This window comes from Pseudomonas sp. RU47 (assembly GCF_004011755.1).
Lineage (GTDB): Bacteria > Pseudomonadota > Gammaproteobacteria > Pseudomonadales > Pseudomonadaceae > Aquipseudomonas.
Genome location: NZ_CP022411.1, coordinates 3906613 through 3930614, shown reverse-complemented (window position 1 = coordinate 3930614; position 24002 = coordinate 3906613). Strand labels below are relative to the sequence as shown.

The 24002-nt window shown below is 63.7% G+C and carries 2 protein-coding genes (1 of these 2 running past the window's edge); both read left to right on the top strand.

Annotated elements, in window-relative coordinates:
* Positions 1-6150, top strand: the final stretch of a protein-coding gene (locus tag CCX46_RS17795; RefSeq protein ID WP_127928527.1) for a non-ribosomal peptide synthetase. It extends 6879 nt beyond the left edge of the window; only the last 6150 of its 13029 coding nucleotides appear in the window; the start codon falls outside the window, past its left edge; its stop codon occupies positions 6148-6150.
* Positions 6147-23993, top strand: coding sequence for a non-ribosomal peptide synthase/polyketide synthase (locus tag CCX46_RS17790; RefSeq protein WP_127928526.1), 17847 nt, complete (start codon positions 6147-6149; stop codon positions 23991-23993). Before CCX46_RS17795 ends, CCX46_RS17790 begins: the two co-directional genes overlap by 4 nt.
* The last annotated feature ends 9 nt before the right edge of the window (positions 23994-24002 follow it).

Genomic DNA, 24002 nt, shown 5'->3' with positions numbered 1-24002 from the left:
ATCGCCCGTCACGACATTCTGCGCACCAGCGTAGTCTGGGAAGGCTTGCCCAGCCCGCAGCAAGTGGTCTGGCGTCAGGCGCAGATGGTTGTGCAAAAGGTACCGCTGGAGGCGCAGGACGGCGACATCCTCGAGCAGTTGCACGCGCGTTTCGATGCCCGGCATTTCCGCCTCGATCTGAATCAGGCACCGTTGATCCGCATGGTCTACGCCGAGGATCCGGCGCAACAGCAAGTCGTCGCCATCGTGCTGTTCCATCACTCGATTCTCGACCACACCGCCATGGACGTGATCGGTCGCGAAATGCACGCGCTGATGTTCGATCAGCTCGACATGCTGACGCCGCCGATGCCGTACCGCAACTACGTGGCGCAGGCCCGCTTGGGCGCCGATGAGCAGGCGCACGAAGCGTTCTTCCGCGAGATGCTTGGCGATATCGATGAGCCGACCTTGCCCTTCGGTCTGCAGGATGTGCAGGGCGACGGACGTGGCATCGAAGAAGCGCTGCAACCGGTCGATGCGGCGCTCAATCTGCGCTTGCGTGAACAGGCCCGGCAGTTGGGCGTCAGCCCGGCGAGCCTGATGCACATGGCCTGGGCGCAGGTGCTGGGCGTAGTCTCCGGCCGCCGCGACGTGGTCTTCGGCACCGTGTTGATGGGGCGCATGCAGGGCGGTGAGGGTGCCGACCGCACGCTTGGGGTGTTCATCAACACCTTGCCGCTGCGGGTTGATCTCGCTGAAGGTGTGCGCGCCGGGGTGAAGTCCACTCATGCGCGGCTGACGGCGCTGCTCGGCCATGAACATGCGTCACTGGCGCTGGCCCAGCGGTGCAGTGCCATGGCCGGTTCGGCGCCGCTGTTCAGCGCGTTGCTCAACTATCGACACAGTGCCGCCGAGCAGCAGCCGCACGACGGCCAGGGTATCTGGCAGGGCGTGCGCATGCTTGGCGGCGAGGAGCGCAGCAATTATCCGCTGACCCTGTCGGTGGATGATCTGGGCGAAGGGTTTGCCCTCGACGTGCTGGCGCTCGCCGAGATTGGTGCACAGCGGATTTGCAGTTACATGCACACCGCACTGGAACATCTGGTGACGGCGCTGGAAGAGGCGCCGCAACGTCCGCTCAACCGGCTGCCGGTGCTCTCGGTGGCGGAATACGAACATTTGCTGGTTGGCTTCAATCAGCACTCAGCGGCTTATCCGCGTGGCGCGACGATTCAGCGCTTGGTCGAGGTTCAGGCCGAGGAGCAACCGGATGCGGTAGCAGTGGAGCAGGGCGCGCAGCAACTGACCTACGCGCAGCTCAATCAGCGCGCCAATCGTCTGGCCCATCACTTGCTCGGGCTCGGCGTGCAGCCCGATGACCGCATCGCCGTGTGCCTGCGCCGCAGCCCGGACATGCTCGTGGCGTTGCTGGCGATCCTCAAGGCTGGGGCCGGTTATGTGCCGGTCGATCCGGCGTACCCGGCGGAACGCATCGCTTATCTGTTGCAGGACAGCGCGCCGATGGCAGTACTGGCACAGGCTTCGACGCGCGATTTACTCGGCGCCGTGCCGCTGATTGATCTGGACAATCCCACTTGGCAGCAGCTGTCCGAGAGGAATCCGCAACTGCCGGCGCTGACCCCGGCGCATCTTGCCTATGTGATCTACACCTCCGGCTCCACCGGCCAGCCGAAAGGTGTAATGGTCGAACACGCGACGCTGGAGAACCTTGTGCACTGGCACTGCGAGGCCTTCGACTTGCGCGCCGGCAGCCACACATCGAGCGTCGCCGGATTCGGTTTTGATGCGATGGCGTGGGAGGTCTGGCCGGCACTGTGTGTCGGCGCGACCCTGCATCTGCCACCGCAAACGGTGAGCAACGAGCACCTCGACGAGTTGCTGGAATGGTGGCGTGCGCAGCCGTTGCAGGTGAGTTTCCTGCCGACGCCGGTGGCCGAATATGCGTTCAGTCGCGACCTAGGCCACCCGACCTTGCGCACGCTGCTGATCGGTGGCGACAAGCTGCGCCAGTTCCCCCGCGAGCAGACCTTCGCGGTGATCAATAACTACGGCCCGACTGAAGCCACGGTGGTTGCGACTTCTGGCGCGGTCGAGGCCGGGCAGGTGCTGCACATCGGTCAGCCGATGGCCAACGCGAAGATTTACCTGCTCGACGATCAGCAGCGCCCGGTACCAATCGGCGTCGCTGGCGAGTTGTATGTCGGCGGCGCGGGTGTGGCGCGCGGTTATCTGCATCGCCCTGAGCTGACTGCCGAACGCTTTCTCGACGACCCGTTCAGCGACGAACCGCAGGCGCGCATGTACCGTACCGGCGACCTCGCGCGCTGGCTGGCTGACGGCAACGTCGAATACCTGGGGCGCAACGATGATCAGGTCAAACTGCGCGGCGTGCGCATCGAGCTGGGGGAAATCGAAGCGGCGTTGAGCGCTCATGCGGCCGTGCAGGATTGCGTGGTACTGGTGCGCGACGGCCAGTTGCTGGCGTGGTTTACCGAGCGCCTGAACGTCGAGATCGAGGATTTGCGCAGTCATCTGCAAGCGCAGTTGCCGCAAGCCCTGGTGCCCGCCGCTTACGTGCGCCTGCAAGCCCTGCCGCTGACCGCCAACGGCAAACTCGACCGCAAGGCGTTGCCGGAGCCGGATCAAACGGCGTGGCTGAGCCGCGAATATGCCGCGCCGCAAGGTTCGGTGGAAATCGCCCTGGCGCAGATCTGGTCGGACGTCTTGAACGTTGAACAGGTCGGCCGTCACGACAACTTCTTTGAACTGGGCGGGCATTCATTGCTGGCGGTGACGCTGATCGAACGCATGCGGCAGGTCGATCTGAGCACCGACGTGCGCGTGCTGTTCAGCCAGCCGACTCTGGCCGCGCTGGCGGCAGCGGTGGGCAGTGGGCGCGAGGTTGCAGTACCGGACAATCTGATTCCCGCCGATTGCACGCACATCACCGCGGACATGCTGACGCTGGTGCAACTGGATCAGGCCAGCCTCGAGCGCATCGTTGCTACGGTGCCGGGCGGGGCGGCCAACGTGCAGGATATTTATCCGCTGGCGCCGCTGCAGGAGGGGATTCTGTATCACCATCTCAGCGCCGTGAAAGGCGATCCGTACCTGCTGCAATCGTGTCTGGCATTCGACAGTATCGAACGTTTTCAAGGGTTCGCTGCGGCGCTGCGTCAAGTCATGGCGCGCCACGACATCCTGCGTACTGCGATAGTCTGGCAAGGCTTGGCGGCGCCGGTGCAAGTGGTCTGGCGGCAGGCGGAGCTACCGGTCCAAGCCGTGACGCTGGAGCCTGCGCAGGGCGAAGCCATCGATCAGTTGCGGGCGCGCTTCGATGCGCGGCACTGGCGTCTGGACCTGGATCAGGCACCGCTGCTGCGTCTGGTGTATGCCCTCGATCCGGACAATCAGCGTGTCGTCGCCATGCTGTTGTTCCATCACATTGCCATGGACCACACCGCGCTGGCGGTGGTCAGCGAAGAAATGCAGGCGATTTTGCGCGGTGATGAACGATTGCCTGTGCCCGCAGTGCCGTACCGCAATTATGTCGCGCAGACCCGCCTTGGCGTCAGCGAACAAGAGCACGAAGCGTTCTTCCGCGAAATGCTCGGCGACATCGACGAACCGACCCTGCCGTTCGGCTTGCAGGACGTGCACGGCGACGGCAATGACATCGAGGAAGTCAGCCAAGCACTGCCCGCCGTGGTGGCGCAGCGTCTGCGCAGTCAGGCACGGTTGCTCGGCGTCAGCGTCGCCAGCCTGTTCCATCTCGCCTGGGCGCGGGTGCTGGCGGCAACGTCCGCTCAGGAGCGGGTGGTGTTCGGCACGGTGCTGCTTGGCCGCATGCAGGGCGGCGCGGGCGCGGATCGCGGGCTGGGCATGTTCATCAACACCTTGCCATTGCGCGTGGATGTCGACGAAACCGAGGTGCGCGCCGGGGTCAAGGCGACCCATGCGCGGCTCAGTGCGCTGTTGGCCCACGAACATGCTTCGCTGGCGCTGGCCCAGCGTTGCAGCGGTGTCGCGGCGCCGTCGCCACTGTTCAGCGCGATGCTCAATTACCGGCACAGCGACAATGAAACCCGACAAGAGGCCAAGCGTGAATCCTGGCAGGGCATCGAATCCCTTGCCGGCGAGGAGCGCACCAATTACCCGTTGACCCTCAACGTCGACGATCTGGGCAGCGGTTTTGAACTGACAGTGATGACGCCGTCGCGCATCGGCGCCGCACGCATCGGTCAGTACATGGAGAACGCGCTGACCGCGCTGGTTGAAGCCTTGGAGCACACCCCACAGCAAGCGTTGAATCGCCTGACGGTGTTGTCGGACGAAGAGCGGCAGGCGTTGCTGCTCGGCCTCAACGACACCGACGTCGATTACGATTTGCAGCAGACGTTGCACGGCTTGTTCGAAGCGCAGGTGCGACGTACGCCACAGGCTGTCGCCGTCGTCGCCGGCGAACAGGCATTGAGCTACACGCAACTGAACGAACACGCCAACCGCTTGGCCGGGCATTTGATCAGCCTTGGCGTGCAAGTCGATTCGCGGGTGGCGATCTGCGTCGAACGCAGTCTGGAAATGGTCATCGGCCTGCTGGCGATCAACAAGGCCGGCGCCGCTTATGTGCCGCTGGACCCGGCCTATCCGCCGGAGCGCCTGACCTACATGCTCGAGGACAGCGCGCCGGCCGTGGTGCTGGTGCACGGTGCTACCAGCGGGTTGCTGGGGGATGTCAAAGCGGCAGTGGTCGATCTTGACCAGAACACCTGGCAATCCCTGTCCACCGACAATCCGCAAATCCCGGCGCTGACACCCCAGCACAGCGCGTACGTGATCTACACCTCCGGCTCGACCGGTCAGCCAAAGGGCGTGGTCAACGAACACACCGGTGTGGTCAACCGCTTGCTGTGGATGCAGGACGCCTATCAGCTGACGGCGGCCGATTCGGTGTTGCAGAAAACCCCGTTCAGTTTCGACGTGTCGGTGTGGGAATTCTTCTGGCCGCTGATGACCGGTGCGCGACTGGTCATGGCGCGGCCCGACGGGCATAAGGACCCGCAATACCTCACTGAAGTGATCGAAACCGAAAACATCACCACGCTGCACTTTGTGCCGTCGATGCTCGACGTATTCCTCGGCAACAGCGACACCACACGCTGCGACGGCCTGCGGCAGGTGATGTGCAGCGGTGAGGCGTTGCCGGGCAGTCTGGTGCGACGCTTCAAACTGCAATTGCCGGGCAGCGGTTTGCATAACCTGTATGGCCCGACCGAAGCGGCCGTCGACGTCACCGCTTGGGATTGCGCAGGCTCCATCGAGCAGACCCCGGACAACACGCCGATCGGCAAACCGATCGCCAACACCCGCCTGTACATCCTTGATGCGCAACAGCAGCCGGTGCCGCAAGGCGTGATTGGCGAGTTGTACATCGCTGGTGTGCAGGTGGCGCGTGGTTATCTGAACCGGCCTGAGCTGAGTGCCGAGCGCTTCCTCAACGATCCGTTCCAGTCTGGCGGGCGCATGTACCGCACCGGCGACGTCGCGCGGTATCGGCCGGACGGCAATATCGAGTACCTGGGGCGTAACGATGATCAGGTGAAGATCCGCGGTCTGCGTATTGAACTGGGTGAAATTCAGGCACGCCTGGCCCGGATCGACGGTGTGCAGGAAGCCGTGGTGGTGGCCCGTGAAGACGTGCCGGGCGACAAACGTCTGGTCGCCTATTACACCGGTGAACGGTTGGACATCGACCTGCTGCGCAGTCATTTGCTCGAGCACCTGCCGGACTACATGGTGCCCGCCGTGTTCGTGCATCTCGAGGGTTTGCCGCTGAGTCCCAACGGCAAGCTCGACCGCAAGGCCCTGCCGGCGCCGGATCAGCAATCGTTGAAAACCCGCGAATACGAAGCCCCGGTCGGTGAAGTCGAAATCACCCTCGCACGGCTCTGGGCCGAACTGCTCAACGTCGAACGGGTAGGGCGTCACGATCACTTCTTTGAACTGGGTGGTCACTCGCTGCTGGCGGTCAGTCTGATCGGCCGGTTGCGTCAGGAAGGCATGGAGGCCGATGTCAGGGCGTTGTTCGAACAACCGACCCTGGCCGGCTACGCCGCAATTACGGAAAGAATGGAGATCGTCCTGTGAACGTGATCGAACTGTTGGCCACATTGAAGGCTAAAGACATCCAACTGGCGGTCACCGATGATCAGCTGCGGGTGAACGGCAACAAGCAGGCCTTGAGCGATCCGGCGTTGCTGGCGCTGTTGCGCGAACACAAACCGGCGCTGATCGAACTGATCAAGGCCGGGCAATACTCGGCCACCAAGGCCGGTCAAGTCGAAGTCCCGGCCAACGGCATTCTTCCCGGCACCCCGCACATCACGCCCGCGATGGTGACCTTGGCTGAAGTCGATCAGCCGACCCTGGATCGCCTGCTCGCCGAAATACCGGGCGGTGCCGCCAACGTGCAGGATATCTACCCACTGGCGCCGTTGCAGGAGGGGATTCTCTATCACCACGCGAGCAACGAGCAGGGCGATCCCTACGTCATGCAATCGTACTTCGCGTTCAGCAGCCATGAGCGTCTGCAGGACTTCGCTCAAGCCTTGCAAAAAGTCATCGATCGCCACGACATCCTGCGCACGGCGGTGCATTGGGAGGGGCTGGACGTGCCGCTGCAAGTGGTCTGGCGTCAGGCACAGTTGCCGATCGAAGAGGTCGTGCTGGCAGACGGCGCAAGCGCTGCGCTGCAGCAACTGCACGAGCGTTTCGATGCGCGGCATTTCCGTCTGGACGTCCGGTGCGCGCCGATGATGCGCCTGGCCTACGCGTGGGACGAGGACGGTCAGCGCGTGGTCGCGACGTTGTTGTTCCATCACATGGCGTTGGACCACTCGGCACTCGATGTGGTGCGCCACGAACTGCTCGCCTGCCTCACCGGCCAGGATCAAGCGCTCGGGCGCCCGGTGCCGTTTCGCAATTACGTGGCGCAAGCGCGGCTTGGCATCAGCGAAGCCGAGCACGAGGTTTTTTTCCGCGAGATGCTCGCTGACATTGCCGAGCCGACGCTGCCCTACGGTTTGCAGGATGTGCAGGGTGACGGCCTCGGCATCGCCGAACTGAGCCTGCCGATCAACCCGTTGCTCGGCCAGCGTCTGCGCGCGCAGGCGCGGCAGCTCGGCGTGAGTGCCGCGAGCCTGTTTCATCTGGGCTGGGCGCAGGTACTGGCGGTGCTCACTGGCAAGCAAAACGTGGTGTTCGGTACGGTGCTGATGGGGCGCATGCAGGGCGCCGAAGCCACCGAACGGGCGCTGGGGATTTTCATCAACACCTTGCCGCTGCGGGTCGATGTCGATGCGCAAGGCGTGCGTGCGGCGGTGGAGGCGACCCACAAACGCCTGACCACGCTGATGCGCCACGAACACGCGCCGCTGGCCCTGGCACAGCGTTGCAGTGGTGTGGTCGCGCCGACGCCGTTGTTCAGTGCCTTGCTCAATTACCGTCACAGCCACACGGCGGCGACTGCCAGTGCCGAGACGCTTGCCGCCTGGGAAGGCATCAGCACGATCAGCTCCGAAGAACGCACCAACTATCCGCTGACCCTGAGCGTTGATGATTTCGGCGATGCGTTCAGCCTGACCTTGCTGGCCACCACCGAGGTCGATCCACAGCGTATCTGCGATTACTTGCACTGCGCCCTGGAAAGTCTGGTGCTGGCACTGGAGCAGGCGCCCGATACCGCAATCAACGAGTTGCCGATTCTGCCGGCGGCCGAGCGCGAGCAGGTGCTGTTGGCGTTCAATGCCACTCAGGCCGACTACCCGGCAACGTTGACCATTGCCCAACGTTTCGAGGCGCAAGTGGCGCAGCGACCAGAAGCGCTGGCAGCACAGTGCCTGGGTGAGCAATTGAGTTATGCCGAACTCAACCGGCATGCCAACGCCTTGGCCCATCACCTGATCGCGCTTGGGGTGAAGCCTGATGATCGCGTCGCCATCGTCGCCCGCCGTGGCCTCGATACGCTGGTCGGGCTGGTCGCCATTCTCAAGGCCGGCGCCGGTTATGTACCGGTCGACCCGGCGCACCCGGCCGAGCGTCTGCACTACTTGCTCAGCGACAGCGCCCCCGTCGCCGTGCTCACCCAGAATAATCTGCGGGACCGCTTGCCGGCGCTGCAGGTGCCGGTGATCGATCTCGATCCGCTGACCTGGCCGCTGAGCGAAACCTCTGATCCGCACGTGCCGGGCCTGACCGCCGCGCACCTGGCCTACGTGATCTACACCTCCGGTTCCACCGGTCTGCCCAAAGGCGTGATGGTCGAACACCGCACTTTGTCGAATCTGGTCGACTGGCATTGCTCAGCGTTTGATCTGTGCGCCGGGCGCCACACTTCAAGCCTTGCCGGGTTCGGTTTCGACGCCATGGCCTGGGAAGTCTGGCCGGCGTTGTGTGCCGGCGCGACCTTGCACCTGGCACCGACTCACGAAGGCACCGAGGATATCGATGCGCTGCTCGACTGGTGGCGTGCGCAGCCATTGGACGTCAGTTTTCTGCCGACGCCCGTCGCCGAATACGCCTTCAGCCAGAACCTCGAACACCCGACGTTGCGTACGCTGCTGATCGGTGGCGACCGCTTGCGCCAGTTCAGCCGCAATCAGCAATTCGATGTGATCAACAACTACGGCCCGACCGAAGCCACCGTGGTTGCCACCTCTGGACGCATCGAGGCAGGCGATGCCTTGCACATCGGCAAACCGGTGACCAATGCCACGGTGTACCTGCTCGATGAACAGCAGCGTCCGGTGCCGATTGGCGTCATGGGCGAGTTGTACGTTGGCGGTGCCGGGGTCGCTCGCGGCTATTTGAATCGCGCCGACTTGAGCGCCGAGCGCTTCCTCCATGACCCGTTCAGCGCCTTGCCGAATGCGCGCATGTATCGCACCGGCGACCTCGCACGCTGGCGCGCCGACGGCACGATTGACTACCTGGGGCGTAACGACGATCAGGTGAAAATCCGTGGCGTGCGCATCGAACTCGGCGAAATTGAAACCCGCCTCAACCAGTTGCCCGGCATTCAGGAAGCGGTGCTGCTGGCGCGCGAAGATGAACCCGGTCAGCCGCGTCTGGTGGCGTATTTCACCGAGCAGAGCCAGGTCGAACCGCTGGCCGTGGCCGAGTTGCGCGCGCACCTGTTGACTCAGTTGCCGGAGTACATGGTGCCGGTGGCCTTCGTCAGACTCGACGCACTGCCGTTGACCGCCAATGGCAAGGTCGACCGCAAAGCCTTGCCGAAACCCGAGCGTGCGGCGTTGTTCAGCCGCGAATACGAGGCCCCGCACAACGAACTGGAAAGCGCCTTGGCGCAGATCTGGGCGCAGGTGCTGCAGGTCGAGCGAGTAGGGCGTCAGGACCACTTCTTCGAACTCGGCGGCCATTCGTTGCTGGCCATGCGCATGGTGTCCCAGGTTCGCCAGCGCCTCGGCGTGGAGCTGGCGCTGGGCGATCTGTTTGCCAACGCCGAGCTGGCCGCGGTTGCCGAGGCGGTAGCGCAGGCCGGGCGCAGCACGCAACCGGAGATTGTCGCGGTGGCCCGAGACGGCGCCTTGCCGCTGTCGTTCGCCCAGCAACGCTTGTGGTTTCTCGCGCAAATGGAAGGCGCCAATACCGCGTACAACATTCCCGTGGCCCTGCGTTTGCGTGGCCGCCTCGACGACGCTGCGCTACAGCGTGCACTGGCGCGGATCGTTGCCCGCCATGAAACCCTGCGCAGCCGTTTCGCCCAGTTCAATGATCAGGCACAGGTGCTGATCGCTCCGGTCGACAGCGGCCTGTTGCTGCGCGTCGAGGACCTGCGCCAACACCCGCAACCGGACCAGGCCTTGCAGGCGCTGATTCAGGGCGAAGCCTCGGGGCCGTTCGATTTGCAGGACGATGCGCTGATTCGCGGACGGCTGGTGCGTCTGGCCGACGATCATCACGTGCTGTTGCTGACGATGCATCACATCATTTCTGATGGTTGGTCGATGGGCGTTTTGACCCGCGAACTGATGGCGCTGTATCAGGCGTTCAGCCAGGGTCAGGCGGATCCACTGCCGCCGCTGCCGCTGCAATACACCGATTACGCGGTGTGGCAGCGACGCTGGCTCAGCGGTGAGGTGTTGCAGCGCCAGAGTGAATACTGGCAACAGACCTTGGCGGGCGTTCCGGCACTGTTGACGCTGCCGACTGACCGCGTGCGGCCGGCACAGCAGGATTACGCCGGCAACACCGTCGATGTGGTGCTCGACGAACGCCTGAGCGCCGGACTCAAGGCCTTGGCCCAGCGTCACGGCGTTACCATGTACATGCTCATGCTCAGTGCCTGGGCGAGTCTGTTGAGTCGTTTGTCCGGGCAATCGGAAGTGGTCATCGGTTCGCCGGTGGCCAACCGTACCCGCGCCGAGATCGAAGGCTTGATCGGCATGTTCGTCAACACCCTGGCCTTGCGTATCGATACCTCGGGCGCTTTGAGCACCGAGGCGCTGCTGGCGCGAGTCAAGGCGCGGACGTTGGATGCGCAAGCGCATCAGGATCTGCCGTTCGAGCAAGTGGTGGAAATCACCCGGCCGCTGCGCAGCATGGCACACAGCCCGTTGTTTCAAGCGATGTTCAGTTGGGACAGCGGCCACGGCGCCAGCCTGAGTCTGGGCGAGCTGACACTGGAAAGCGTCGCCGAGCCGAGCCACTTCGCCAAATTCGATTTATCGCTGACGCTGGCTGAGGCGCCGGGCGGGATTCGCGGTGTGCTGGAGTACGCCATCGCCTTGTTCGATGAGTCGACCATCGAGCGTTACGTCGGTTACTTCCAGCGACTGTTGCAGGCGATGGTCAGCAATGATCAAGCGGTGCTGGAGCAGGTGGCGTTGTTAGCGGATGACGAGCGTCAGCATCTGCTGTTCGATCTGAACGCAACCGCCGTCGCCCACGATCTCGAGCAGACCGTTCATGGTTGCTTCGAGGCGCAGGTATTGCGCACACCTGACGCTGATGCCGTGGTGGCCGGTGAATTGCGTTTGAGTTACGCCGAGTTGAACCGTCGCGCCAACCAACTCGCCCATCACCTGCGCCAGTGCGGCGTGGGCAGCGATGCGCGGGTGGCGATCTGCGTCGAGCGTGGGCCGGAGTTGTTGGTCGGTCTGCTGGCGATTCTCAAAGCCGGCGGTGCTTATGTGCCGCTGGACCCGGGTTATCCCGCCGAGCGTCTCGCTTACATGCTCGAGGACAGCGCGCCCGTGGCGGTGCTGGTGCATGCGCCGACGCGTGGGCTGATCGGTGAGTGGGCAGGCGTGTTGGTCGATTTCGACCAGTGCACCTGGCAAGACCTTGCGCAGAGCAATCCGCAGGTGCCGGGCCTGAGCGCGGCGAACCTGGCCTATGTGATTTACACCTCCGGCTCCACCGGCACGCCGAAAGGCGTGATGGTCGAGCACCGCAACCTGGGCAATTTGCTGCACTGGAGCGCGAGCCTGTGTCCGCTTGCGGTCGGCGCCGCGCTGTTGCAGAAAACCCCGTTCAGTTTCGACGCCTCGGTGTGGGAGCTGTTCTGGCCGTTGACCTGCGGCATGCGTCTGGTTCTCGCCGGCCCGGACGATCACCGCGATCCGGCCGCGCTGGTGCAGCTGATTCGTGAGCAACAGGTCAGCGTCATCCAGTTTGTACCGGCGCTGTTGCAGCAATTCCTTGAAGTGGAAGAAGTCGGTGAGTGCAGCAGCCTGAGCGATGTGTTCTGTGGCGGCGGTGAGCTGACTGCCGCGCTGGTGCGCAGCGTTCGCGAACGTCTGCCGCAGGTACGCTTGCACAACGTTTATGGCCCGACCGAAGCCACCGTCGACAGCACGGTGTGGACACTGGAACCGCATGCGCCGGTGCCGCAATACGCGCCGCCGATTGGCAAACCGCTGTGCAATACCCGCGTGTATATCCTCGACGCTCATCAGCAACCGGTGCCATTGGGCGTGGTCGGCGAGATGTATCTGGGTGGCGTGCAGGTGGCGCGGGGTTATCTGAATCGGCCTGAGCTGACCGCCGAACGCTTCCTCGACGATCCGTTCAGTGATCAGGCTGGCGCGCGTTTGTACCGCACTGGCGACGTCGCACGGTATCTGGCCGATGGCAACATCGAGTATCTGGGGCGCAACGACGATCAGGTCAAGATCCGTGGTTTGCGGATTGAACTGGGCGAGATTCAGGCGCATCTGGCGCACATCGACGGTGTGCGCGAAGTGGTGGTGCTGGCCCGTGAAGACGTGCCGGGTGATCAGCGTCTGGTCGCGTATTACAGCGGCGAGCCGCTGGACATCGAACAGCTGCGCAGCCAACTGCTCAAGCATTTGCCGGATTACATGGTGCCTGCGGTGTTTGTGCATCTGCCGGCCTTGCCGCTGAGCCCCAACGGCAAACTGGATCGCCTGGCCTTGCCGGCTCCTGACCAGTCGGCGCTGTTGACCCGCGCATACGAAGCCCCGGTCGGTGAAGTCGAAACCGTTATTGCCGGTATCTGGGCCGAATTGCTCAAGGTCGAGCGGGTAGGGCGCTTTGATCATTTCTTCGAACTGGGCGGCCATTCGTTGCTGGCGGTCAATCTGGTCGCACGCATGCGCCGCGCCGGCCTGTCGGCGGATATCCGCGTGCTGTTCGACCAACCGACGTTGACCGCATTGGCAGCGGCGGTGGGCGGAGAGCCTGAGGCAGCGGTGCCGGCCAATCTTGTTCCGGCCGATTGCACGCGCATCACGCCCGAACTGCTGCCACTGGTGGCGCTGGATCAAGCGACGATTGACCGCATCATTGCGAGTGTCCCCGGCGGTACGCGCAACGTGCAGGACATCTACCCGCTGGCGCCTTTGCAGACCGGCATCCTGTTCCATCATCTGTCGGCTGCGCAGGGTGATCCGTATGTGCTGCAGGCGCAGTTTGCCTTCGCCGACGAGCAGCGTTTGCAGGTATTCACCGAGGCACTGCAACGGGTGATCGAGCGCCATGACATTCTGCGCACCTCGCTGTTCTGGGAGGGTCTGGAAGAGCCGGTGCAAGTGGTCTGGCGTGAGGCTTCGCTGGGCTGCGAGGCCTTGCAGCTGGACGCCGAAGCGGGCGATGCGCTGAGCCAGTTGCGTGACCGCTTCACCATCGATAACTACCGCATGCCCGTCACCGAGGCGCCGCTGATGCGCGTGGTGTACAGCCGCGATGTGTCCAATCAACGCATAGTGGCGTTGTTGCTGTTCCATCATTTGGTCATGGATCACGTGGCGCTCGAGGTGTTGCAGCACGAGATGCAGGCGTTTCTGCTGGGCAACGCCGGGCAACTGAGCGAGCCGGTGCCGTATCGCAATTACGTGGCGCACACCCAGGCCGGTCTGAGTGAGCAAGAGCACGAAAGCTTCTTCCGCGAAATGCTCGGCGCGATTGATGAGCCGACCTTGCCCTACGGGCAAAATATTGCCCATGACGGTCCCGCGCAAGAAGCGCAGTTGACGCTGGAAAACACCCTCAGCCACAGCGTGCGGCAACAGGCACGGCGCTTGGGTGTCAGCGCCGCCAGCCTGATGCACCTCGCCTGGGCGCAGGTGCTGGGGCAATTGTCCGGGCGCGACGTCGTGGTCTTCGGCACTGTGTTGCTCGGGCGATTGCAGGGCGGCGAAGGAGCGGAGCGGGCGCTGGGTGTGTTCATCAACACCTTGCCGCTGTGCATCGAGCTCAATGCGCACAGCGTTAAAGGGGCGGCGCTGGCGACCCATCAACGCTTGAGTCAGTTGCTCGCCCACGAGCACGCGCAACTGGCGCAGGTGCAACAGTGCAGCGCGATGCCGGCGGGCACGCCGCTGTTCAGCACGCTGCTCAACTATCGTCACAGCACCCCGGTCGGGCCGATATCCGCCGAGGTGCAAACGGCGTGGCACGGCATGCAATTGCTCGATGCCGAGGAGCACAGCAACTATCGCCTGACCCTCAGCGTTGATGATCTCGGCGAAGACTTCCGCCTGAAGGTATTGGCCGGGGCGGGCATTGATGCACGGCGTATCTGCGGGTACATGCAGGGTGCGTTGATGACTTTGCTGAACGCGCTGGAGCACACGCCGCACGTGGGCTTTGATCGGTTGTCGATCCTGCCGGCAGCAGAGCGCGAACAGTTGCTGATGGATTTCAATGCGACCGAAGCCGACTACCCGCGTGAGCTGACGATTGCCCAGCGCTTTGAGTCGCAGGTCGCCGAGCGTCCGCAGGCTATTGCAGCGGTGTTTGCCGGACAGCCACTGACTTACTTGCAGCTCAATCGCCGGGCCAATGCGTTGGCGCATCACTTGATCGAATCAGGCGTGAAACCCGATGATCGTGTGGCCATCGTCGCCCGTCGTGGTCTGGACACATTGGTCGGGCTGGTCGCCATCCTCAAGGCTGGCGCCGGCTATGTGCCGATCGATCCGGCGCATCCCTCCGAGCGGATCAGCTATTTGCTCGGCGACAGCGCGCCGGTCGCGGTACTCACGCAAAGCGATCTGCGCGAGAGGCTGTCGCTGCTGACCGTGCCAGTGATCGATGTCGACCTGTGCGCATGGCCGGCACAGGCGCAACACAACCCTGCGGTGCCGGGCCTGAGCGCTGCGCACCTGGCGTACGTGATCTACACCTCGGGTTCGACCGGTCTGCCCAAAGGGGTCATGGTCGAGCATCAGACGTTATCCAATCTGGTCGACTGGCACTGTGAAGCGTTCGACTTACGCGCCGGTAGCCACACCTCAAGCCTTGCCGGGTTTGGCTTCGATGCGATGGCGTGGGAAGTCTGGCCAGCCCTGTGCACGGGCGCGACCTTGCACTTGGCGCCGAACCATGACGGCACCGAAGACATCGACGCATTGCTCGATTGGTGGCGCGGGCAACCACTGGATGTGAGCTTCCTGCCGACGCCGATTGCTGAATACGCATTCAGCCAGAACCTCGATCATCGGACTTTGCGCACCTTGCTGATTGGTGGCGACCGCTTGCGCCAGTTCAACCGCGACCAACGCTTCGCCGTGATCAACAACTACGGCCCGACCGAGGCCACCGTGGTCGCCACTTCCGGGCGTATCGACGTCGGTGCGGCGTTGCACATCGGCAAACCGGTGGCGAACGCTGCGGTTTACCTGCTCGACGAGCAGCAACGCCCGGTGCCAATGGGCGTCATGGGCGAGTTGTACGTCGGTGGCGCGGGCGTGGCCCGGGGTTATCTGAACCGCGCCGATCTGACCGCCGAGCGCTTTCTGCAAGACCCGTTCAGCCCCTTGCCGAATGCGCGCATGTACCGCACCGGTGACCTTGCCCGCTGGCGCGAAGACGGCTCGCTCGACTATCTGGGGCGTAACGACGACCAGGTAAAAATCCGTGGCATGCGCATTGAGTTGGGTGAAATCGAAACCCGCCTCAATCAGCTCCCCGGTATCAACGAAGCGGTACTACTGGCTCGCGAGGACCAACCCGGCCAGCCGCAACTGGTGGCGTATTTCACCGAACGGGCGGGGGCCGAGCCACTGGCGGTGGCTGAATTGCGCGCGCAGTTGCTCATGCAGTTGCCGGATTACATGGTGCCCGCCGCGTTTGTCCGGCTCGAGGCTTTACCGCTGACCGCCAATGGCAAGGTCGACCGCAAGGCGTTGCCGAAACCTGATCTGGCCGCGCTGCCGATTCGCGAATACGTGGCGCCGCAAGGCCAACTGGAAACCGCACTGGCGCAGATCTGGGCCGACGTGCTGCAAGTCAGGCAGGTCGGTCGTCACGATCACTTCTTTGAGCTCGGCGGTCATTCGCTGTTGGCGATGCGCATGGTCTCGCTGATCCGTCAGCGCCTCGGGGTGGAACTGGCGCTGAATGATCTGTTTGCCGACGCGCAATTGAGCGCAGTCGCCGAAGTATTGAATCGCGCCGGGCGCAGCGTGCTACCGGACATTGTGCCGGTGCCGCGTGATCAAGCGTTGCCGATGTCCTTCGCCCAACAGCGCCTGTGGTTCCTGGCGCAGATGACGGGTGGCAACTCGGCGTACAACATTCCTCTCGGCCTGCGCCTGCGCGGTCACCTCAACGTTGATGCCCTGCAAGCGGCGCTGGCACGGATCGTCGCCCGTCACGAAACCCTGCGCAGCCGTTTCATCAGCCTCGACGACAGCGCCCACGTGTCGATTGCCCCGGTCGACAGCGGTTTGCTCTTGCGCGTGGAAGACCTGCGCGAAGACTTGCAAGCCGGGCACACCGTGCAGGGATTGATGGCGCAGGAAGCCTCGACAGCGTTTGATCTGCACAACGATCCGTTGATTCGCGGGCGGTTGGTGCGCCTGGCCGACGATCACCATGTGTTGCTGTTGACCGTGCATCACATCGTCGCCGACGGCTGGTCGATGGGCGTGCTGACCGGTGAGTTGATGGCGTTGTATCAAGCGTTCAGCCACAGTCAGCCTGATCCGCTGCCGCCACTGACCCTGCAATACGGTGACTACGCCGTGTGGCAACGTCAGTGGCTCAGCGGTGAAGTGCTGCAGCGGCAAAGCGACTATTGGCAGCAGACCCTCGACGGCGCGCCGGCCTTGTTGACGTTGCCCACCGATCGCCCGCGACCGGAGCAGCAGGATTACACCGGCGGCAACGTCGAGGTGTTGCTGGACGAACGCTTGAGCACTGGCCTTAAAACGTTGAGCCAGCGTCACGGCGCGACCCTGTTCATGACCCTGATGAGTGCCTGGGCGATGCTGATGAGTCGCCTGTCCGGGCAATCCGATGTAGTGATCGGCTCGCCGGTGGCCAACCGCAGCCACGCTGAAGTCGAAGGCCTGATCGGCATGTTCGTCAATACGCTGGCCGTGCGCATCGACACCTCGGGCGCCCCGAGCGTCGAAGCGCTGCTGGCACAGGTCAAGGCGCGGACACTTGAGGCGCAGGCGCACCAGGACCTGCCGTTCGAGCAGGTGGTGGAAATCACCCGGCCGGTGCGCAGCCTGGCCCACAGCCCGTTGTTCCAGACCACGCTGAGCTGGGACAGCAGCGTCGGCCCGCAACTGGCGTTGGGCGATTTGACCCTGGAGGGCGTTGCCGGGCCGGGCGAGGTCGCCAAGTTTGATCTGACGCTGACACTGGGTGAGGTCAACGGGGTGATTCGTGGCGCGCTGAACTACGCCACGGCGCTGTTTGATGCGTCGACGATCAGGCGTTACATCGGTTATTTCGAGCGCCTGCTCGAAGCAATGATTGCCAGTGATCAAGTGGTGCTGGAAAGCGTGCCGTTGCTGGCGGCGGATGAGCGTCAGCGCTTGCTCGGCGACTTCAACGCCACAGCGCGTGACTACCCGCAAACGCTGACCGTACACGGAGTTTTCCAACAGCAGGCTGCGGCGCATCCCAAAGCTGTGGCAGCGGTGCATGGCGCACATTCGCTGAGCTACTTTGAGCTGAACGCTCAGGCCAACCGTCTGGCCCATCATTTGATCGTCGAAGAGGGCGTGCAACCGGGCGACCACGTGGCGATCCTGCTGCCGCGTTCGCTGGAGTTGCTGGTGGCGCAACTGGCCATTGCCAAATGCGCGGCGGCCTATGTGCCGCTGGACATCAATGCACCGAGCGAGCGCCAGGCGTTCATGGTCGAGGATTGTCGGGCGGTGGCGCTGCTGACTTTGAGCAACGAAGTCCTCGACTACGCCGCGCCGCGTATCGATCTGGACACGCTGACCCTCAACGGTCAGCCGACGCACAACCCGAACCTGCTGCAGTCGTCCGAGGCCCTGGCGTACATCATGTACACCTCGGGTTCCACCGGCACGCCGAAAGGGGTAATGGTGCCGCACCGGGGCATCGGCCGCTTGGTGCTCAACAACGGTTACGCCGATTTCAATGCACAGGATCGCGTGGTGTTCGCCTCGAACCCGGCGTTCGACGCCAGCACCATGGACATCTGGGGGCCGCTGCTCAATGGCGGTCGCGTGGTGATCATCGACCATCAAACCTTGCTTGATCCGAATGCCTTCGGCCGCGAACTGAGTGCCAGTGGCGCGACGATCCTGTTTGTCACCACCGCGCTGTTCAACCAGTACGTGCAACTGATTCCGCAGGCGCTCAAGGGCTTGCGCATCCTCTTGTGTGGCGGTGAACGTGGTGATCCGGCGGCGTTCCGTCGACTGTTGGCCGAGGCACCCGGGCTGCGCATCGTGCATTGCTACGGCCCGACCGAAACCACCACCTACGCCACCACCTTTGAAGTGCGCGAAGTGGCAGAAAACGCCGAGAGCGTGCCGATTGGCGGCCCCATCGGCAACACGCAGGTGTACGTGCTCGACGCGTATCAGCAACCGGTGCCGATGGGCGTCACCGGCGAGCTGTATATCGGCGGGCAGGGCGTGGCGCTGGGTTACCTGAACCGGCCGGATCTGACCGTCGATAAATTCCTCCGCGATCCGTTCAGCGAGACGCCGGGCGCGTTGCTCTATCGCACCGGCGACCTTGCGCGCTGGCTGGCGCCGGGACAACTCGATTGCATTGGACGCAACGACGATCAGGTGAAGATCCGTGGCTTCCGCATCGAGCTGGGAGAAATCGAAAACCGTTTGCTGAAGTGCCCGGGCATCAAGGAAGCAGTGGTGCTGGCGCGCCGTGACGGGCAGGACAGCCCGCGCCTGGTGGCGTACTACACGGCGCACGATGAGCACTTGGACAGCGCTGAACTGCACGCCCGATTGCACGCGCGTCTGCCGGAATACATGCTGCCGACAGCGTGGGTACAACTCGATGTCTTGCCGTTGAACAACAACGGCAAGGTTGATCGCAAGGCGCTGCCGGCACCGACTCAGGAGGCGCTGCTCAGTCGGGTCTACGAGGCACCGGCCAATCCACTGGAAGCAAGCCTGGCGCAGGTCTGGGCCGAGGTGTTGCAGGTCGAACAGGTCGGTCGCCATGACAACTTCTTCGAACTCGGCGGCCATTCATTGCTGGCCATGCGCATGCTCTCCCAGGTGCGCCAGCAATTGGGTGTGGAACTGGCGCTGGCCGATCTGTTTGCCAACCCGGAACTGGCGGCGGTCGCTCAAGTGCTGAGTCAGGCCGAACGCAGCAGCTTGCCGCAGATCCTGCCGGCGCCGCGCGATCAGGCGCTGCCGTTGTCCTTCGCCCAGCAACGCTTGTGGTTCCTCGCGCAGATGGACGGCGGCAACACCGCCTACAACATTCCTTTGGGCTTGCATTTGCGTGGTCGACTCGACGCCGTGGCCCTGCAACGGGCATTGGCGCGGATCGTCGCTCGTCACGAAACCCTGCGCAGTCGTTTTGCGCAATTGAACGACGAAGCGCAGGTGCTGATTGCCCCGGTCGACACTGGCCTGCCGCTGATTGAGGAGGATTGGCGACAACAACTGCAGACCGACGAGGCCTTGCGCGCGCTGATCGAAACTGAAGCGCGCGGACCGTTCAATTTGCAGGACGGCCCGTTGATTCGCGGACGGTTGGTGTGTCTGGCCGATGAGCACCATGTGCTCTTGTTGACGATGCACCACATCATCTCCGACGGCTGGTCGATGGGGGTGCTGACCCGCGAACTGATGGCGCTGTATCAGGCGTTCAGCCGTGGCGAGGCAGATCCACTGCCAGCGCTGGCCTTGCAATACGCGGATTACGCGGTGTGGCAGCGGCGCTGGCTCAGCGGCGAGGTGTTGCAGCGCCAGAGCAATTACTGGCAGCAGACGCTGGCCGGTGCCCCGGCATTGTTGAGCCTGCCGATCGACCGCCCGCGTCCGGCGCAACAGGATCACCACGGCGGCAGTGTCGAGATTGTGCTGGACACGCAGACCAGCGTCGGTCTCAAGGCGTTGTGTCAGCGCCACGGCGTGACGCCGTACATGGTGCTCATGAGCGCCTGGGCGATGTTGCTTGCGCGCCTGTCCGGGCAGTCCGATGTGGTCATTGGCTCGCCGGTGGCCAACCGTAACCGTGCCGAAATCGAAGGGTTGATCGGCATGTTCGTCAACACCCTTGCGTTGCGCATCGATACCTCGGGCGATCTGACCGGTGCAGCGCTGCTGGCACGGGTCAAGGCGCAGACGTTGGCGGCGCAGGCGCATCAGGATCTGCCGTTCGAACACGTGGTGGAGATTACCCGGCCGGTGCGCAGTCTTTCCCACTCCCCGTTGTTCCAGACCCTGGTGAGCTGGGACAGCAGCGTCGCGCCCGCCCTGGCGTTGGGCGGTCTGACGCTGGAAGGTCTGGCCGGGGAAAATCACTTTGTGAAGTTCGACCTGTCGCTGAGCCTGGGGGAAAACCCGCAAGGCATCCGTGGTGCGCTGCGCTATGCCACGGCGTTGTTCGATGAGTCGACCGTGCGGCGTTTTAGCGGTTACTTGCAGCGCTTGCTGAAAGCGCTGGTCACCGATGACCAAGCGGTGTTGGCGCAGGTCAATCTGCTTGCGGCGGATGAACAGCAGCGCTTGCTCGGCGATTTCAACGCGACGGCAGTTGATTGCCCGGTCGAGCAACCGATCCAGAGCCTGTTCGAAGCGCAGGTGCAGCGTCAGCCGGACGCCATCGCCGTGCAGACTGGCGAACAGAGCCTGACCTATCGCGCGCTGAATGTCCGTGCCAACCGTCTCGCGCATCACCTGCGCGAGCAGGGTGTGGGGCCGGATGCGCGGGTGGCGCTGTGCGTCGAGCGTGGACTCGATCTGGTGGTCGGGCTGCTCGGCATTCTCAAGGCCGGTGGCGCCTACGTGCCGCTGGATCCGGCTTATCCGGCAGAGCGCCTCGACTTTATGCTCAGGGACTGCGCGCCGGTGGCGGTGCTGGTCCACACAGCCACCCGATCGCTGTTTGCCGGGAGCGACGTGGCCGTGATCGACTTTGATCAATGCAGCTGGCATGACCAGTCGGAAACCGATCCGCAGGTGCCTGGCCTGACCCCTGCGAATCTGGCCTACATGATCTACACCTCGGGTTCGACCGGTACGCCGAAGGGCGTGATGCTGGAACATCGTGGTTTGTGCAATCTGATGCATTGGGGCTCGCAGATTTGCCCGCCGACCCCGGATGGCGCGTTGTTGCAGAAAGCGCCGTTCAGTTTCGATGGCTCGGTGTGGGAGTTCTTCTGGCCGCTGACGGCCGGTGTGCGCCTGGTGCTGGCACGGCCGGGCGGTCATCGGGAGCCGGCCTATCTGGCGCAAGTGATTCGTGAGCAGCGGGTCACTGTGGTCAAGTTTGTGCCGGCGTTGTTGCAGCAGTTTGTTGAACTGCAGGATGTCAGTCAGTGCACCAGCCTCACCGATGTGTTCTGTGGTGGCGGAGAACTCACGGCGGCGCTGGCTGGTGCTGTGCGCCAGCAACTGCCGTGGGTGCGCCTGCATAACGTGTATGGCCCGACGGAAGCCACGGTCGACAGCACGGCATGGACACTGGAACCGCACATGCCCGTGCCGTCCACTGAATTGCCGATCGGCAAAGCCATCTGTAACACCCGCCTGTATGTGCTCGATGCGCATGACCAACCGGTACCGCTCGGCGTCATTGGCCAGTTGCACATCGGCGGCATCGGCGTGGCGCGCGGTTATAGGGGGCTGCCGCAGATGCAGGCCGAGCGCTTTATCGACAGTCCGTTTGTGGCCGGTGATCGCTTGTACCGCACCGGCGATCTGGTGCGGTACCGCGCTGACGGCAACCTCGAATTCCTCGGGCGCAACGACTTCCAGGTCAAGCTGCACGGCTTGCGCCTGGAACTCGGTGAAATCGAAGCACGGTTGATCCAGCACCCGCAGGTGCGCGAGGTGGTGGTGCTGATGCGCGACGAGCGTCTGGTCGCGTATTTCACGGCGCGCGAGGGCAACGTTGTGCCTGCTATCGACACGTTGCGCGCATTCGTGCTCGAGCAGTTGCCGGAGTACATGGTGCCGGGAGCGTTTGTTGCGCTCGACGCCTTGCCGTTGAGTCCCAACGGCAAGATCGACCGTCAGGCGCTGCCGGCACCGGGCCTGGACGCGGTGCTCAGCCGCCACTACGAAGCGCCGCAAGGCGAGGTTGAAAGCTTGCTCGCGCAGGTATGGGGCGAGGTGCTCAAGGTCGAGCAGGTCGGGCGCCATGACAACTTCTTCGAGTTGGGCGGGCATTCGCTACTGGCGATTCGTCTGGTCAACCTGCTGCAACGTGCGGGGCAACAGGTGACGCTAGCGGAGCTGTTCCAGCGTCCGAGTGTCGAGTCGCTGGCGGCGCTGCTCAGTCAACGCCACGCCGTGCCCGCGCAGCCGGAAGGACTGGTCGTGGTACGACCGGGCGAGGGCGGCAATGCGCTGTTCCTGATCCATGAGTTCAGCGGACGGGACGTGTACTTCCCTGCATTGGGCCTGCATATCGAGGGCGAGTTTCCGATTTACGGCTTGCCCGGTGTGCCACTGGGGCAACCGCAACTGCGCACCCTTGAGTGCATGGCCACGCGGATGGTCGGGATTATCCGCTCGGTGCAGCCGCATGGGCCGTATCGTCTGGCCGGGTGGTCGTTTGGTGGCTTGCTGGCGTATGAAATCGCGCAGCAATTGCTCGGCCTCGATGAGGCGGTGGCGTTTGTCGGCCTGCTCGATACCTACGCACCGCATCCGGCCAGCCAGGATAAAACCCGCTGGAGCGGCGAGCATCGCGACAAACGTCAGTTACTGGAGCATTGCCGCGCGCGTTCGCAGATGCGCGGTGCAGAAGGGCTGCCGGCGTTGGCTGAGGTCGAACGGCTGGAGGCTGAAGTCGAACTCATTGCGTTTGACGCACTGTTCCAACGCTGCTGCGAACAGCAATTGCCTGACCCGGAACTGGCCGCACTGAGTGCAGCGGATGCCTGGAGTTACTTTGATCGTGAGGCCGCTCATGGCCTGGCGCTGGCGCATTACCGGGTCAGCCCGGCCAGTCAGCCGGTGCACTTGTTCCGCGCGCAGGGATTAATGCCGGGGCAGGCACAGCCCAACCCAACCCGCGGCTGGGAGCAGAAAGTCGCCAGCGACTTGCTGCGCTGCATCGATGTGCCGGGTGATCACCGCAGCGTGATGAAAGCACCGGATATTCAGGCGCTCGGTCAGGCCTTGAGTCAGGTAATGGCCGCTGCGCAGGCTCCGGAGCCAGAGGCCTATCAGCCGCTGTTGACCATTCAGAGCGGACACCCCGGGCATGCGCCGATCTTCTGCGTGCCGGGGGCGGGCGACAGTGTCACCGGATTCATTCACTTGCCCGAGGCCTTGGGCCCGGAGTGGCCGATCATCGGTCTGCAACCGCGCGGGCTCGATGGCAACGGCGTGCCGCACAGTCAGGTAGAAGCGGCAGCCGCGTGTTATCTGCAAGCCGTCGAGCAGTTGTATCCGCAAGGCCCGGTGCACCTGATCGGCCATTCGTTCGGCGGTTGGGTCGCGCATGCCATGGCCGCACAGTTGCAGGCAGCCGGGCGCGAGGTGGCGTCGTTGACCCTGATCGACAGCGAATCGCCCGGCGGCAACGGTAAGGCGGGCAAACCGTACACCACGACTGCCGCGCTGGAACGCTTGATCGAGACGCTGCAACTGTCCAGTGGCAAGTCGCTGGGCATTGATCCGCTGGCGTTCGCCGAGGCTGACGACACCACGCAAATGCGCCTGTTGCACGAGGGCATGGTGCGCGCCGGTGTGTTGTCTGCGCGTTCGTCAGCTCAGGCCATGCACGGCCCGGTCCGCACCTTCGCCACCGCCCTGCGCACGGTCTATCAACCGCAACGGGCCTACACCGGGCCGGTGCGGCTGGCGCTGGTCGATGACCCGACGCTGGATGCGTGGGGCAATCAGCGCGAGCAAGCGGCGATGGTCGAAGGCTGGCAGCGCCAGGTCGCGGATCTGGCGGTGTGGTACGGGCCGGGCAACCACTTCACGATTCTCAAGGCGCCCAACGTCTTCAGTCTCGCAGCGTGGTGGCATGACGGCCTGAAAGTGCCGGCTGGCCAAGTGGTTTCCTGATTGTTGTTT